The sequence below is a fragment of the Corynebacterium wankanglinii genome (genome assembly GCF_013601005.1).
In the GTDB taxonomy this organism is placed as follows: Bacteria; Actinomycetota; Actinomycetes; order Mycobacteriales; family Mycobacteriaceae; genus Corynebacterium; species Corynebacterium wankanglinii.
The window spans coordinates 311,505-326,836 of the sequence record NZ_JABFED010000002.1; the positions used below are offsets into that span (position 1 = coordinate 311,505).

Consider the following 15,332-nt stretch of genomic DNA (forward strand, 5'->3'; position numbering starts at 1 on the left):
CCGCTACGCACCAGTAATGCGCTCGATGACAGCCTCGGCCCGCTCGCGCGCCCGCGCCTCGGTGCGCATGACGGCATTGACGTTCGCCGGTGACTCAGCGAAGTCAGCCGCACTATCGAGCACTTCGGCAATAATGTCCACGATGTGTGGGAACTTCACCCGGCCAGCAACAAATGCTGCCACCGCCACCTCGTTGGCGGCGTTGTAGATAGCCGGGTAGGGATCCCCCTGCTCCGCGGCCTGGCGTGCTAGCTTCACCGCGGGGAACGCGTCCTCATCCAGCGGTTCGAAGGTCCACTCAGAAGCCTGGGAGAAATCCAGCGCACGCTGCGCGCCAGCAATTCGGTTCGGCCAATTCAGCGCGTGCGAAATGGGAAGCATCATCGAGGGCGGAGAAGCCTGTGCGATAGTCGCGCCGTCGGCGAACGTGACCATGGAATGCACGATCGATTGCGGGTGCACCGTAACGTCGATTTTGTCCGGCTCCACGTCGAACAGTAGCGAGGCCTCGATAAGCTCGAGCCCCTTATTCACCATGGTCGCAGAGTTCAGAGAGTTCATGGAACCCATAGACCACGTCGGGTGCGCCACTGCTTGCTCAGGTGTGACTTCCATGAGCTCGGCGCGGGATTTGCCGCGGAACGGCCCACCGGAAGCGGTGAGCACAAACCGCTCTACTTCCGCCCGGTCCCCCGCGCGCAGGGCCTGCGCCATCGCAGAGTGCTCCGAATCGACGGGCACGATCTGCCCCGGGCGAGCGGCCTCCAGGACAAAACGGCCGCCGGCGACAAGTGATTCCTTATTGGCAAGGGCCAGTGTCGCACCCGTTTTGAGCGCTGCCAAGGTGGCGGGCAACCCAACCGAACCGACGAGCGCGTTCAGCACAATGTCGGCCTCCTGTGACTCCACCAGCGCGGTGGCGCAGTTGTCGCCGGTGATGACGAAGCCCTCGAGTTCCTTGGACACGCGCTTGGCGCCCTCAAGGTCGCGAACGGCAACCTGGTCCGAGCTCAACCCGAACTCGCGGGCTTGCGCGACCACCTGGTCCGGATTAGACCCTGCGGAGGCGATGCCGACAACCGTGAATTGGTCACGATGCTCGCGGATCACCTCTATCGCCTGCGAGCCGATAGAACCGGTGGAGCCCAAGATCACTACATTCTTCACGCGACCATTGTGACACGTCGAAGCCATTCCGGCACTAAGCAAGCGTTATCCCCGGGCTCGTGATGCGAAAGTTTGAACACAATGGGGGTGACGTGTCCCCTTGTTCATGCCTGGTATGCGATGATAGTTGCTGACAGTTTTGACCAATCTTGGCAACCGCTATCCAGGCTAAGAAGGAGCATTCCAGTGGCCCACGCGAAGGACAACGCACCCCAGGTGTACAACGGTGTTTCTGAGGCGGATGTTCCGTCCGCACGCTTCGGCTGGAGCGCGTTCACCGACCGCACCATTCAGATCGCCGGTTGGATCTCCGTGCTCTTCCTCGTCGCTTACAACTTTGGCAACCACCAGGGCCACGTGGAGACCATTTGGTTGGTCGCCCTCGCCGTGCTTATCGCTCTTGGGCTGATCCTGCACGCCACCAAGCCGAAGCTGAGCCAGGTACGCACCGTCACCTCGCACAACAAGCCGGTGGGCCACCAAGAGCCGGACTGGATCTACAACCAGGCGACCTTGTCGGGCGACGTGTACGAGAACCTCACGGACTCTCAGCTGCGTTCCCTGAACATCGAGCCGTGTCGCTCACCTGCGCCCGGCCCGCGGCCAGGAGCGCGTGGTTGAGCGCACCACCGCGCGACCGGTGGAGCCCGCTCGCCAGCGCGAGGACGTCGAGGTCATCACCGTAGACTCCCGCGGCAAGCACGAGCGCATCTAGCCACGATCTCGTCGAAAACCGCCAGCCCTTCGCTGGCGGTTTTTCCTGCCGCTATACCGCTTTTTCGTCGGCAGCGAGCTGACCGCAAGCCGCGGCGATCTCCTGCCCCTTGGTGTCGCGTACGGTGCACGGTACCCCCTGGGCTGCAACACGCCGGACGAACTCGTCTTGGCGCGCCCGCGGCGAGGCGTCCCATTTAGAACCAGGGGTGGGGTTGAGCGGGATGACGTTGACGTGGACGCGCGAGCCGAGCGCGGAGTGCAGCTTCTTTCCCAGCATGTCGGCGCGGAAATCCTGGTCGTTCATGTCGCGGATCAGCGCGTACTCGATGGAAACGCGACGCCCAGTCTGGTCGGCGTAGTACCGCGCGGCGTCCAGCACTTCGGCGACCTCAAAGCGGTTGTTCACCGGGACGAGTTCGTCGCGGAGCTCGTCGTCAGGCGTGTGCAGGCTCACCGCGAGCGTGCACGACAGCCCCTCGTCCGCGAGCATGCGGATCTGCGGTGCCAGGCCCACCGTGGAGACGGTGACGTTGCGCTGGGAGATGCCGAAGCCGTCCGGGGACGGCTGGGTGATCTGGCGCACTGCGGAGACCACGCGCTTGTAATTGGCCAGCGGCTCCCCCATGCCCATGAACACGATGTTGGAGAGGCGCGAGCCCTCTGCTTGCATCATCGCCGCCGCGGCGCGTACCTGGTCCACGATCTCGGCGGTAGAGAGGTTTCGGTCCAACCCGCCCTGCCCGGTGGCGCAGAACGGGCAGGCCATACCGCAGCCAGCCTGGGAGGAGATGCACAACGTGGCGCGACCCGGATAGCGCATGAGGACGGATTCCAGCAGAATGCCGTCGTGCAACCGCCACAGCGTCTTCGTGGTGTCGCCCTCGTCGGTTTCCACCGTGCGCACGGGGGTGAGCAGCGTGGGAAACAATGCGTCTTTGACGGTTTGGCGCTGCCCCTCAGGCAAGTCCGTCATGGTCAGCGGATCCGCCTCGAACTTGCCGTAGTAATGACGCGCGATCTGGTCCGCGCGGAATTTCGGAAGCCCGAGCTCGTTGAGCGCCTCAACGCGCTCATTTTTAGTCAGGTCCGCGAAGTGCTTCGGGGGCATGCCGCGCTTCGGCGCGAGCAGCTGGATTTGTGGGAAGTCGCTCATAATGCGCCCATTTTGGCACGTTGGGGCGGCAACTTCGAATCTTGCGGGCGGCTACTACGCGCCGTTCATCAACGAGATGGCGGTGAGCAGGATGTAGGTGGCCGCAGCGGCTGGGAGCATGCCGTCGAGGCGGTCCATGATCCCGCCGTGGCCCGGCAGGAGGTTGGACATGTCTTTGATACCCAGCTCGCGCTTGAACTGGCTTTCCACCAGGTCGCCCATCGTGGCGCAAATAACCAAGGCGATGCCGAGGACAATGCCCATCCACCATGGGCCGTGGATGAGGAAGGAAACCACCAGTACGCCGGTGACGACCCCGGCAATGAGCGAGCCGGCAAACCCCTCCCACGACTTGTTCGGGCTCACGGCCGGTGCCATCGGGTGGGACCCGAACATGACGCCGGCGGCATAACCGCCCACGTCATTAGCCACCACGCACAGCATGAACGCGATGATGTAGGCCGAGCCGTCCACGCCGGCCTCGGTAATCCGGGAGATCATTGCAGCGAACGTGCCGAACAGCGGGATCCACGCAAGGACGAAGATGGCTACCGCCGTATCGCGCAGGTAGTTTTCCGGCCTGCTGTGGCGGCCCCTGTGGAACATCCCCCAGAACATCACCACCAAGACCGTGAAGGCGAATCCGGCCACCAACCCCGAGGTGCCGTATGGAACAGAAAGCCACAGCATGGCCTGGCCGAGGATGATCAGCAGCGTACGCGGCTGGATGTAGCCGGCCTCACGCAAGCGGGTCATCACCTCCCACATAGCCAGCGCCACAGCAACAGCGACGAGCGGGTACCAGGCGACTGGCCCAACCCACACGGCGGCAATCACCAGTGCGCCGAGAACCACGCCGGTGGTGATTGCCGCGGGCAAGTCCCGCCCCGCTTTGTTCTTCGGCTTCGGGGCGTGGGTGGGCCAACGGCTCGGCGTCGCCTCCGCCTCCGCCGGGGTTTCCGCTTGCGTCTCGGCCACGTCGGTCTAGACCTCCAGCAGCTCGTTTTCCTTGCGCTGCACGATCTCGTCGATCTGCGCGACGAAGCCCTGGGTGGTTTTGTCCAGGGTTTTTTCGGCGGTGGTGACCTCGTCCTCACCCGCGTCGCCGTCCTTTTGGATCTTCTTCAGCGCATCCATGCCCTGGCGGCGCACGTTGCGGATAGCAATCTTGCCGTCCTCGCCCTTTTGCCTCGCCTGCTTCACCAGATCCTTACGGCGCTCCTCCGTCAGCTGCGGGATGGTCACGCGAATGACCTGTCCGTCGTCCGTTGGGTTAACACCCAGGTCGGAGTTGCGGATCGCGTTTTCGATCTCGCCCATGGTGGACATGTCGTACGGCTTGATCAGCAGCATGCGCGGCTCCGGCACCGAGATGGTGGCCATCTGGTTGATCGGCGTCGGCGAGCCGTAGAAATCCGCCATCACGCCGTTGAACATCGCCGGGTTCGCACGCCCGGTGCGGATGGTTGCCAGCTCATCGCGGGTGTGCTCAACCGAGGAGGTCATACGCTCTTCGGCGTCCAACAAAACGTCATCAATCATGGGTGTACCCCTATCGTTTCTCGGGTTTGCGTCCCCTTTAACCTACCAGCGTCGCGCGAGTGCCTAGACTGTCGCCATGCCGCACCCCGCCTTCACTTATGTCGCCGAACCCGGCGCAGCTCCGGTAGGGCCGCCGGGCGGACGCCTGAGCGGATGGCGCATTCCAATCAAGGACGGCACCGACGTTGCTGGCATGCCCACCACCAACGGCAACCCAGCTCGCGCCTACACCGCCCGCGAGACGGACCCCTTCGTCCGGCAGCTGCTCAACGCCGGTGCGGAGATCCACGCAAAAACCCTCACCTCCGAGCTTGGGGCAACCTGCTACGCGGAGCGGCCCGGGGTGCCCGTACTCGAATCACCCGCATTCCCAGGCTGCACCCCCGGGGGCTCGTCCACGGGAGCTGCGGTGGTGGTCGCGGACGGGACCGCGAGGGCCGCGCACGGCACCGACGCGGGGGGCTCGATCCGCGTTCCGGCTGCCGCCTGCAATGTCGTGGGATTGAAACTTTCCAGCCAGGAGCTACCTGCCCACGGGTTCCTCACGGGGAACGTGGCGGACCTGTTCACACTGACTGGGTGGGTCCAACCGATAGAACGGCGGATGCGTGTCGGAGTGCTCACCACCGGGGTGTTTGCGCGCCCCGAGGTGGCAAAGCGGCGCGGAGCTGACGTCGAGAAGCTTGCTGGCCTCCTCGGACGCCGCCACGAGGTGGTTGAGATCTCGCCGTACGCCGAGTCGCGCGAAACATACGCGCACTTCACCACCACCATCACGCGCTCGTTCAGAGACATCGACCCACGGGATAACGCCTACATCGCCTGGCTCGTGGAAGAAGCGAAGCGGTTAACACCGGTGCAAGTGGCGGCGGCGTGGACGCACACGCGCGCGCTCCCCGAGCTTATTGCCCGCCAATGGGACGTGGACGCGGTGCTCAGCCCCACCATCGCGTACGACCCGCCACCGCTGGGCCACTTCCCCGCCCTCGCCCCCGAAGAGAGCTTTCACGCGCAGACGCACTGGTCACCGTGGTGCTCCGTGTTCAACATGTTGGGCACCCCGGCTATCGCACTCGGCGGCGTTCACTTGGGGAGCCTGCGCCTGAGCGGCCCGGAACTGCTCGCCCTTGCCCGCGAGGCCGAGGAGCTGCTCGGGCGCTAAGCCACGAGGGTGCCCACCTGCTCGCCGGAGACTGCCCGCGCGATGTTGCCTTCCTCGAGCAGGTTGAACACCAGGATCGGCATATTGTTGTCCATGCAAAGGCTGAACGCGGTCGCGTCCGCCACCTTCAGGCCCAGCTCGATAACCTCGCGCGGGGAGATCTCAGAGTACAACTGCGCGTCGGGGTTCTCTCGCGGGTCGGAGTCGTACACCCCGTCCACGGCCTTCGCCATCAACAGCACCTCGCACCCGATCTCCAGCGCTCGCTGCGCCGCGGTGGTGTCGGTAGAGAAGTACGGCATGCCCATGCCCGCGCCGAAAATCACCACGCGGCCCTTCTCAAGGTGGCGGGCGGCGCGCAGCGGCAGGTACGGCTCGGCGATCTGGGCCATGTTGATGGAGGTCTGCACACGGCAATCCACCCCCATTTGCTGCAGGAAGTCCTGCAGCGCCAGACAGTTCATCACGGTGCCCAGCATGCCCATGTAGTCGGACCGAGCGCGATCCATGCCGCGCTGCTGCAGTTCCGCGCCGCGGAAGAAATTGCCGCCGCCGATAACTACGGCAACTTCTGTTCCGCCGCGCGCGATGTCGGCGATCTGGCGGGCGACCGACTCCACGACGTCCGGATCGATGCCGACCTTGCCACCGCCGAACATTTCACCGCCCAACTTCAGCATCACTCGCTTAAAACCTGTGCGGCTGGGATTGAGGTCAGTCACCGAAGATCGCTCCTTTTACGCGGGATGTGCAGATGTCCGCCGACGATTCTAGACGGGCGGGCCGACAGGTACCGAACCGCGCGCGTGCAGCCCCCGCTCCACGGCAAAGCCCCGCACCGCCCACCAGCTCAACGGATGGTGCGGGTGCGGGGCGAGAAGGACGCTCAGCGTCCTCGGCAGACGGTTAGGCCTGGCCGACCTCGTAACGCACGAAGTCGGTGACCTCGATGCCGTTCTCCTCGGCGTACTGCTTCACGGTCTTCTTGGAATCAGACAGGGACGGCTGATCCAACAGAACAACGTCCTTGAAGAAGCCACCCATGCGGCCCTCGACAATCTTCGCGATGGCGGCCTCAGGCTTGCCCTCGTTGCGGGTGATCTCTTCCTGGACTGCACGCTCCTTCTCAACGACGTCAGCCGGCACAGCCTCCTGATTGAGGTAACGGGCCTTCATCGCCGCAATCTGGAGTGCAATCTGGTGCGCGGCCTCAGCGTTGTCGCCCTTGTACGCGACGAGCACGCCGACGGCCGGCGGCAGGTCCGCTGCCTTCTGGTGCAGGTATGCCTCAACCTTGTCGCCCTCGACGGTGGCCGCGCGGCGCAGCTCGAGCTTCTCACCGATCTTCGCGGACAGGCGCTCCAGCACGTCGTGCGCGGTCTCGCCGTTGACGTCTGCGTTTGCCAGCTCCTCCTGGGAGTTCGCCTTCACAGCGGCAGCGCCGTCGGCGATCTGCGCGGCAATGTCCTTGAACTCCTGGTTCTTGGCCACGAAGTCAGTCTCGGAGTTGATCTCGACGATGGTGTTGCCGGACACGGCGACCAGGCCCTCGAGGGCGTTGCGCTCTGCGCGCTTGCCCACGTCCTTAGCGCCCTTGATGCGGAGGTTCTCAACGGCCTTATCGAAGTCGCCGCCAGTCTCCTCGAGAGCCTTCTTGCAGTCGAGCATGCCGGAGCCGGTGGTCTCGCGGAGCTTCTTGACGTCAGCAGCAGTGTAGTTCGCCATGTGGGCGATCCTCCTCATAGAAGTGTTGCGTAAAGATGATTAACCGTTAATAGCGTAGCCGACGTTACCCACGACGGCATGGCTGGCGCACGGTTACAGCGCGTTCATACGACAAACACCCCGGGTCCGCCGCTGCCCACCGGACCGGCCGGGAGGAACTGGCGAACACGGGGTGCGCGAGTGTGCGAATCGAAGATCCGTGCCCTGTGGCTTACGCCTGGGTGGCGGACTCGGTGCCCGAAATCTGGACGCCCTCGTCGACTTTGCCGGTCTCGTTCGCGGCCTCAGCCTCGTTCGCCTGCGCAGCCGCGCGGACGGAAGCCGGCTGCTCAACCTCAGCGACCTCTTGCGGAGCTGCGGTCTCAGCGGCAACGGCAGCCTTGGCTGCGTCAGCTGCGGACACTTCGTCGGAGGCGGCGGCCTGGGCAGCAGCCTCTGCGGCTTCGGCCTGACGCTTCGCGTCGGAGTCGCCTGCAGCGTCGCGTGCGGAAGCGAGCTGGCGCTCTTCGCGCTGCTGCTTACCGGCGATGACAGCCTCGCCGACGATGTGGGTGAGCAGCTTGACGGCGCCGATGGCATCGTCGTTGCCCGGGATCGGGAAGTCCACAACGTCCGGGTCGCAGTTCGTGTCCAACACTGCGACAACCGGGATGCGCAGCTTCTGGGCCTCGGAGACGGCGATGTGCTCCTTGTTAGTGTCCACGATCCACAGCGCGGAAGGCGCCTTGGTCATGTCGGCGATGCCGCCCAGCACACGCTCGAGCTTGACGCGCTCGCGGGTCAGCATAAGGACTTCCTTCTTGCCGCGGCCAGCGTAGCCGTCCTCAGCCGCGTCCATTGCCTGCAGTTCCTTCATGCGGCCAATGCGCTTGGACACAGTCTGGAAGTTGGTGAGCATGCCGCCCAGCCAACGGTGGGTCACGTACGGCATACCGACGCGCTGCGCCTCTTCCTGGATCGGCTCCTGCGCCTGCTTCTTGGTGCCGACGAACAGGATAGTGCCGCCGTGAGCGACGGTCTCCTTCACAAACTCGTACGCCTCATCGATGTAGGTCAGCGTCTGCTGCAGGTCGATGATGTAGATGCCGTTGCGGTCGGTGAAGATGAAGCGGCGCATCTTCGGGTTCCAGCGACGCGTCTGGTGGCCGAAGTGCACACCAGCGTCGAGGAGTTCACTCATGGTTACAACTGCCATGGTTTTGTCTCCTTCGGAGAAAGTAGTTCGGTTCTCTTGCATGTCTCACGCACGGGTTTTTATCCCGTGCCCTGGCACCGTGCTCGCCCCGCACCCTGTGAGAGGGACCGTCACTGAGCAGGCATTATCCGGCGCGCGTAGTCAGCCCATAAAAGCTGCCGGTGCAACATTACCCGCTCACGGGCGCAAAACCTAATCTCAACTGCGGCTTTGTGTGGATACGCCACCAACCACCGACGAGTTATCCACAGATCCCGCTCACGCTCTCGTTCTTGGCCAGTATTCGTGCTGGGATCAAAAACATGCGCTTCTCGACGTTCCTTCGGTCCGCCCTTGCCGCCCTCGCCCTGTCCGCCTTTGATATCTCCCCCGCGGCCGCCTGGGTCGACCCATCTACGGGCTCCCGCCAGCCCTCCAGCGTGGGCCGGCCCGCCGATATCCCCCAGCAGAACTGGAAGCCCGGCCACCGTGGCGTCGATCTGCGGTTGCGCGTTGGGGACCCCGTGCTCGCGGCCGGCGACGGGGTCGTGGCTTTCGTCGGCTCGGTTGCCGGCACGCCCGTGGTGGCAGTCGACCACGCCGGCGGCATCCGTACCACGTACCAACCAGTGCGCTCCGGCCTCAAACTCGGCGACGACGTGCTGGAGGGTCAGGACATCGGTGCCCTTGACCGTGCGCCGGCGGGTTTTTCCGGGTCGCATGTCGGTCTGCATTGGGGCGCTCTGATAGCAAAGGACACCTATATTGACCCGTTGACACTCTTGGAGCCGCCCCGGATCCGGTTAAAGCCACTGGTTCCCGACGCTACGCCCGCGGATGCGCCTGGTCGTAGACGCGCTTAAGCCGCTGGGCGGAGACGTGTGTATAGATCTGCGTGGTCTGCAGGCTTGTGTGCCCGAGCATCTCCTGCACGACCCGCAGGTCGGCCCCACCTTCAAGCATGTGGGTTGCGGCGGTGTGGCGCAGCGTGTGCGGGCTCACGTGTTCCACTCCAGCGCGCTGCCCAGCGCGTTCCACCACACGGCGGACCTGCCGCTGGTCGATGCGTTTTCCTCGGGAGCCGACGAACACAGCGCGGGTATCTCCTGCCAGCTGATCGCGTCCGAGCTCGAGCCACTCGGCTACAGCGGCGGCAGCCTTGTCGCCGAAGGGGACGACGCGCTGCTTGTTGCCCTTTCCGGTCACGTGCGCCAACCCGCGCGCCAGATCCACGTCGCCGATGTCTAAGCCAGTGAGCTCGCCGACACGCATTCCGGTGGCGTAGAGCAGCTCCAGCATGGCTCGGTCTCGCACGTCTTCGGCGCGGTGGCCGTCATCATCGGTGTCTGCCTCCACCAGTTCAGAGGCGCGCTCGCCTTTGACCACGGTAGGAAGGGCGCGGTTGATTTTCGGTGCTTTCAACCGCGCTGCCGCGTCGGTGTCGATATATCCCTGCCGGTAGGCCCAGGCAGAAAAGGCGCGGGCAGCTGCCGTCCTGCGCGCCAGGGTGGACCGGCTTTTGCCTGCGGTAAGCGCGTCGGCGAGCCACAGGCGCAGCGTGTCCAGCGTGAACTGATCAAAGGTGGCCGCGTACCCGTCCAGGCTCCGGAGGTCCGCGACGTATCCCTTTACCGTGTTCGGCGAGCGGCCCAGGACGAGCTCGGCGTAGTCGGCGAAGTCATCCACCGCCGCCTGCAACTGTCCCAGCCGTTTACTCATGCCCCGGGAGTCTACTCCCCTCCCTCTTCCGGCTGCTCCGCTCTGGACCAGAGGCGCCGGTCTCGTTCGACCATTCCCCGCTTGGACAGATCCATGAGGAGGTGCACGGTGAGTGCGATGGAGAGGCCGGAATCTGCGGCGATTTCTTCCGCTTCCCGGCCCCGCCGGCCGGCGGGCGGGAGTGCGTCATAGACTCGCAGCTCGTTGCGGGACAGCTTTTGGGTCATCGTGGGTGGGAACTGCATCTCCATCTGCTCCTCGGCGTCGAACTCGCCGATTGCGCTGAGTTGTTCGTGGATTTGCCCCGCGTTGAGCACCAACTGCGCCTCGTGCCGCTGAATGGCCAAGTTGGCGCCGAGGGACTGCGCGTCTGTGATTGGCCCCGGCACCGCCATCGCCCGCCGGTTGAAGGCGTTGACCCATTTCAGAGTGTTGAGCGCACCAGATCGAAACGGCGCCTCAACCAGAACTGTTCCTAAGGTGAGCGCCGCCACGAGGCGGTTTCGCGTGAGGAAGCGGTGCCTGTCGGGCGAGATCCCTGGCGGATACTCCGTGACAATCGAGCCACCGCGTGCCACTACCCGCTCAAACAGTGGTTTGTTCGATCGCGGGTAGTGCTCGCCCGGCCCGCACGCCGCGACCACGATGGTTGGCGTCTGCACGTCGAGGGCCGTCTGATGGGCGACAGTATCAATGCCCAGCGCCCCACCTGACACGATGGTGTACTTGTGCCCGCCTAGCCCGGCCACGAGGTCCTTTGTGGCCATGTGACCGTACTTCGTCGCGTGGCGCGTGCCTACCACGCCGACGGAATGAGCAAACAGTCCCGCGAGGTTGGTGTTGCCCTGCACCCACAACGCGTGCGGGGCGATCCCGTCCGGCTGGGGGCTGGCCTTGTTGGCCGCCCCGGTTTGTTGGCACCCGAAGGAGCGCTGCATTGCCTCAGCCGGCCACTGCGGTGAGTCCGGGGTGAGCAGCGTGTAGCCAAGGTCCGCGGCGCGTTCGAGGTCTTCGGCCGGGCGATCCCAGGTGTACCGGCTTTCGGTTTGACCGAGGAGCCCGCCCACCCAGGAGGCGCGGGTACGCACTGCGTGGGCGATTTCATCGGCCGTCCTCCCAACCGCCAAAAGCGCCTGGATGTGGTGCGACGGGCCCTCCACTACTCGGCTGAGGTATGCCCACGATTCCTGCGAAGACATCTACACCGCCTCCTGCAATGGGGACTCGCGCATTTCTACAGCGCGGTATGCGTGGTCGATGTCCGGCTGCTCTGCCTGATCCAAATCCGCTAAGGTCCAGGCAACTTTCAGGCACTTGTCCACCCCGCGTTGGGTAATCGCCCCGTCCGACAAGCGCGATTCCAGCAACGCCATCGCCGATTCTCGCGCGGGAAAGTCCCGCCGGATCACCGTGGCCGGCACCCGCCCATTGACGGACTCTGCAATGCCCGCCCGCGCCCAGCGGGTGGCCGCGCGCTCCCGGGCCGCAGCCACCCTCTCTGCGATAACACTCGACGGCTCGGCGTCCATGGGACTGAGCACAGCGGATTCGCCCGAGGTGGTGATAAACACGTCCAAACGGTCCCGCAGCGGGCCCGAAACATTGCTCAAGTGCCGCGCACGCTGCGGCGACTTACACGTGCACTGTCCTTTCACCCGTTGGCAGGCGCACGGGTTTGCGGCCAGCACGAGCTGGAAATCAGCGGGGTACACAACCTCCCGTTGCGCGCGGGTGAGCCGCACTTCCCGTTTCTCCAGCGGGATGCGCAGTGCATCGAGCACGTGGGCGTGGATCTCAGACGCCTCGTCCAGGAAAAGCACACCGCGGTGGGCTTGGCTCACCGCACCCGGAGTCGGAATGCCGCTGCCCCCGCCAATGAGCGCGACGCGTGTCAACGACGGGTGCGGGGCGACAAACGGCCGCGTCTGAACCACCGCGCCGCCCGAGATTCCCGCCGCGGAGTGGATAGCGGTTACCTCGACAGTCTCCGCGATCTCCATTGCAGGCAAGATTGACGGCAGGCGCTCTGCCAGCATCGATTTCCCAGATCCCGGCGGGCCAATCATCATCACGTGGTGCCCTCCCGCCGCAGCGACCTCGAGCGCCTCCCGCTCCTGCGACATACCGGCGAGATCGCGAAAGTCCGGGGCCACCGGTTTACGCACCGGTTCCGCGGGTGCGGCTGCCGGCTCGAGATCGGCCTCCCCGGTCACCCACCTACACACATCGGCCAGGGAATCAGCCACCAAAATATCCTTGCGTCCCAACAATGCCGCCTCGGCGGCGTTAGCCCGGGGCACAACGGCGGCTTCGACGGCGGGCTCGGGGCCGTTGAGCGTTGCGAGCAACATCGGCAGCACGCCTTCGGCTCGTCGTAAAGCACCGTCTAATGCAAGCTCCCCGCAGAACATGGTGGCCCTCAACCGACGCTCCACGCGCGGGTCGAGGCTGCCCAGCACAGCGAGGGCAATGGGCAGATCAAAGTGCGAACCCGCCTTCGGCACATGCGCCGGCGACAACGACACCATGATCTTGGTGCGCGGCCAGGGCAGTGCCGAATTGGAAATTGCGGTGCGAATCCGCTCCCGCGACTCTTTTACCGCCGCGTCGCCCAACCCGACAATGTGCATGCCGGGCAGACCTGCCCCCACGTTCGCCTCCACGGTGACAAGACGCGCGGCGACACCCTCGACGGTCGCGCTGATCGTGCTAGCAAGCGCCATCTTCGACCCCCGGGAAGCGACGGAGGATGTAGTCCTCTCCGTCGAAGACGACCTCAACAACGTCGAAGCGAAGGGGGCGGAACTCCCCCGCACTCCGCTCCTCCATCCACTGGGCCGCGCAACCGCGCATGGTGTTGAGCTTCTTCGCGGTGACAGCCTCGGCCGCACCAAATGCGTTGCCGCGGCGAGACTTCACCTCGACGAAGACGATAGTTCCATCCTCATCCTCGACGACAGCGTCAATCTCGCCCGCCCGCATGCGCTGCCGGTGGCCGAGCAGCCTGTACCCCTCGTCCTCGTACCACCGGATGGCGGCTTTCTCCCCCGCCCTCCCCAGCTCGTACTGGGCCTGATAATCCACCTGCACGGTTCCTCCCCATCTCTCGGAAAATCACAAACTGACTTCCCATAAGACGGAAGGAATGGCGCCGCGGTTCCCTCGGCCGCCCTTTTCGCGTCAGGCGCTACTCCGGGAAGGTCAACTCGGGCTTGTCCAGCTCTTCGATATTGACGTCCTTGTACGTAATAACGCGCACGTACCGCACGAAGCGGACTGCGCGATACATGTCCCACACCCAAGCGTCTGACATGAGCACCTCGTAGTACACATCGCCGCCCTCGGTATGCGGGATGAGCTTGACGCCGTTGGCCAGGTAGAAACGGCGCTCAGTCTCCACAACGTAGGAGAACTGGCTGGCCACGTCGCGGTATTCGCGGTAGAGGGAAAGCTCGACGTCTGCCTCGTAGTTGTCAAGATCCTCTGCGCTCATGCGTGCCCCTTCATGCAAGACTGCCTGTAGAACTCGTCAGCTTCCCTGACGTTCGCATAACTATAACGGTGCTCCGCGCTCGCACCGTGGCGGCGCACCGCGTCCATATGCGCCTTCGTGGAGTAGCCTTTGTGGCCCTCTAACCCGTACTGGGGAAACCGCTTCGCCATGTCGCACACCAGCCTGTCGCGGCTTACTTTCGCGAGCACACTGGCCGCGGCGATGCATCGTGCGGTGTAGTCCCCGCCCACCACCGGGAGCTGTGGTGAGACGAGACCGGGGATACGGAACGCGTCGACAAGCACGTAGCCCGGGCGCAGGGACAATCCGGCGATAGCGCGACGCGCACCGTCGATATTGGCGTGCTGGATGCCACGCCGGTCGATCTCTGCCGCCGGGATGTGCACAACCGAGTACGCGAGCGCGGTGTTGACCACAGCGTCGAAGAGCACATCACGCTTTCGAGCGGTGAGCTGCTTTGAGTCCGTCACCCCCTCCAGCGCAGGGTGCGGCCTAGTAGGTAGGACGCACGCAGCGATGGTGATGGGGCCGAAGCACGCGCCGCGGCCGGCCTCGTCCACACCGGCGACTGGCCCGAGACCGGCCTTGTCCAGCGCGACCTCGTAGGTGCGCAGCTGCTTGAGGCGGCGCACCTAGCTACTGCTGGATGTCCGGGTCGCCGACACCCTGCATGCGGTTGACCGGGAAGACTACGGCCTTGACCTTGCCACGGATGTTCTCCTCCGGGATGGTGCCCTGGTACTGATCGCCCATATGCGCACGCGAGTCAAGCGAGTTGGTGCGGTTATCGCCCATCATGAAGTAGTTGCCCTCCGGCACCGTCACCGGCCCGAAGTAGGGGCCGCCGCATGCGTCTGACCCAGTGGCCTGATCCACCGGGTAGAAGTTCGGCTGCAGGGTGTAGGACTGGTCGATGGGTTTGCCGTCGACCATGATCGCTGGGTCTCCCGCCTGGCAGGACACGGTCTGGCCACCGGTAGCCACGATGCGCTTGACCAGCGTGTTTTCGTCCTTAGGCACCAGGCCCACCCAAGAGCCGACCTCCTGCATACCCCGCACTACCGGGTTGGAGGAGCGGTTGGAATCGAAGCCCGTGTTCCATGAGTCCGTGCCGGCGAAGACAATCACGTCGCCCGGCTCCGGATCGGAGAAGTAGTAGCTGACCTTCTCCACGAAGATGCGGTCGCCGGAGCCGTTTTCACCGTGCAGCGTGGGCTCCATGGAGGCCGACGGAATGACGTAGAGGCGGCCGATGAACGTCTGGATCACAAACATGATCAACAGCGTCAACACCACCACAACGGGGATTTCGACGTACCAGGGAAGTTCCTTCTTCTCCTCCGCCGTAGCCGGGGCCACCTCGTAGGCGGACGCGGGGCGCGGGCTCGAGTGCCCCTCCGCCTGCGCGTACGGGTTGTGGGGCTGTGCAGGCCGGCTCTGGTGAGTCCCGCCTGCGGGT

At 64.6% G+C, this 15,332-nt stretch carries 17 protein-coding genes; 3 read left to right on the forward strand and 14 right to left on the reverse strand.

Going from position 1 to position 15,332, the window contains the following annotated elements; genetic code table 11:
* Positions 1-3: 3 nt before the first annotated feature.
* Positions 4-1,194, reverse strand: coding sequence for a 1-deoxy-D-xylulose-5-phosphate reductoisomerase (gene dxr, locus HMA55_RS04505; RefSeq protein WP_181191868.1), 1,191 nt, complete (start codon positions 1,192-1,194; stop codon positions 4-6).
* Positions 1,195-1,353: 159 nt separating this feature from the next.
* Between dxr and HMA55_RS04510 the strand changes: the two genes are divergently transcribed.
* Positions 1,354-1,788, forward strand: coding sequence for a DUF2631 domain-containing protein (locus HMA55_RS04510; protein WP_257802319.1), 435 nt, complete (start codon positions 1,354-1,356; stop codon positions 1,786-1,788).
* 145 nt (positions 1,789-1,933) lie between these two features.
* Here HMA55_RS04510 and rlmN read toward each other — a convergent pair whose 3' ends face one another.
* The 3 genes from rlmN to frr are packed head-to-tail and all read right to left on the reverse strand — an operon-like array spanning position 1,934 to position 4,579.
* Entirely contained in the window at positions 1,934-3,037 is a 1,104-nt protein-coding gene (rlmN, locus tag HMA55_RS04515; RefSeq protein WP_181191870.1) for a 23S rRNA (adenine(2503)-C(2))-methyltransferase RlmN, read from the reverse strand.
* A gap of 54 nt (positions 3,038-3,091) precedes the next feature.
* Complete coding sequence (locus HMA55_RS04520) at positions 3,092-4,015, reverse strand: phosphatidate cytidylyltransferase (protein ID WP_181191871.1); 924 nt, start codon at positions 4,013-4,015, stop codon at positions 3,092-3,094.
* 6 nt (positions 4,016-4,021) lie between these two features.
* Positions 4,022-4,579 (reverse strand): ribosome recycling factor, encoded by a 558-nt coding sequence (frr, locus tag HMA55_RS04525; RefSeq protein ID WP_181191872.1) that lies wholly within the window; start codon positions 4,577-4,579, stop codon positions 4,022-4,024.
* 76 nt (positions 4,580-4,655) lie between these two features.
* Here frr and HMA55_RS04530 point away from each other — a divergent pair, with 76 nt between their 5' ends.
* On the forward strand, positions 4,656-5,741 hold the full coding sequence (locus HMA55_RS04530; protein WP_181191873.1) for an amidase family protein: 1,086 nt from the start codon (positions 4,656-4,658) through the stop codon (positions 5,739-5,741).
* On the opposite strand, the gene pyrH is transcribed toward HMA55_RS04530, so the two are convergent.
* From pyrH to rpsB, 3 genes are all read right to left on the reverse strand, one after another.
* A complete protein-coding gene (pyrH, locus tag HMA55_RS04535) occupies positions 5,738-6,421 on the reverse strand; it encodes a UMP kinase (RefSeq protein ID WP_219910414.1) in 684 nt (227 codons plus the stop codon). The two genes, HMA55_RS04530 and pyrH, sit on opposite strands and share 4 nt — an antisense overlap.
* Before the next feature lie 226 nt (positions 6,422-6,647).
* On the reverse strand, positions 6,648-7,466 hold the full coding sequence (gene tsf / locus HMA55_RS04540) for a translation elongation factor Ts (protein WP_181191875.1): 819 nt from the start codon (positions 7,464-7,466) through the stop codon (positions 6,648-6,650).
* 211 nt (positions 7,467-7,677) lie between these two features.
* Positions 7,678-8,661 carry a 30S ribosomal protein S2 gene (gene rpsB / locus HMA55_RS04545; RefSeq protein ID WP_235961734.1) on the reverse strand — a complete coding sequence of 328 codons (984 nt, stop codon included), beginning with the start codon at positions 8,659-8,661 and terminating at the stop codon, positions 7,678-7,680.
* Between the two features lie 302 nt (positions 8,662-8,963).
* Between rpsB and HMA55_RS04550 the strand changes: the two genes are divergently transcribed.
* Positions 8,964-9,503 carry a M23 family metallopeptidase gene (locus HMA55_RS04550; RefSeq protein WP_181191876.1) on the forward strand — a complete coding sequence of 180 codons (540 nt, stop codon included), beginning with the start codon at positions 8,964-8,966 and terminating at the stop codon, positions 9,501-9,503.
* Here the strand turns inward: HMA55_RS04550 and HMA55_RS04555 are convergent.
* From HMA55_RS04555 to lepB, 7 genes are all read right to left on the reverse strand, one after another.
* The gene (locus HMA55_RS04555) at positions 9,466-10,359 is read right to left on the reverse strand and encodes a tyrosine recombinase XerC (RefSeq protein WP_181191877.1); all 894 of its coding nucleotides are present in this window, start codon (positions 10,357-10,359) and stop codon (positions 9,466-9,468) included. The two genes, HMA55_RS04550 and HMA55_RS04555, sit on opposite strands and share 38 nt — an antisense overlap.
* A gap of 11 nt (positions 10,360-10,370) precedes the next feature.
* Positions 10,371-11,558 carry a DNA-processing protein DprA gene (locus tag HMA55_RS04560; RefSeq protein WP_181191878.1) on the reverse strand — a complete coding sequence of 396 codons (1,188 nt, stop codon included), beginning with the start codon at positions 11,556-11,558 and terminating at the stop codon, positions 10,371-10,373.
* Positions 11,559-13,082 (reverse strand): YifB family Mg chelatase-like AAA ATPase, encoded by a 1,524-nt coding sequence (locus HMA55_RS04565; RefSeq protein WP_181191879.1) that lies wholly within the window; start codon positions 13,080-13,082, stop codon positions 11,559-11,561.
* Entirely contained in the window at positions 13,069-13,449 is a 381-nt protein-coding gene (locus HMA55_RS04570; protein ID WP_181191880.1) for a YraN family protein, read from the reverse strand. The genes HMA55_RS04565 and HMA55_RS04570 overlap by 14 nt, the downstream gene beginning before the upstream one ends.
* 97 nt (positions 13,450-13,546) lie before the next feature.
* The gene (locus HMA55_RS04575; RefSeq protein WP_038612190.1) at positions 13,547-13,852 is read right to left on the reverse strand and encodes a DUF2469 domain-containing protein; all 306 of its coding nucleotides are present in this window, start codon (positions 13,850-13,852) and stop codon (positions 13,547-13,549) included.
* Positions 13,849-14,505: a ribonuclease HII gene (locus HMA55_RS04580; protein ID WP_181191881.1), complete on the reverse strand. Its 657-nt coding sequence runs from the start codon at positions 14,503-14,505 to the stop codon at positions 13,849-13,851. The genes HMA55_RS04575 and HMA55_RS04580 overlap by 4 nt, the downstream gene beginning before the upstream one ends.
* A 4-nt stretch (positions 14,506-14,509) precedes the next feature.
* Complete coding sequence (gene lepB / locus HMA55_RS04585; RefSeq protein WP_257802344.1) at positions 14,510-15,232, reverse strand: signal peptidase I; 723 nt, start codon at positions 15,230-15,232, stop codon at positions 14,510-14,512.
* Positions 15,233-15,332: the final 100 nt, after the last annotated feature.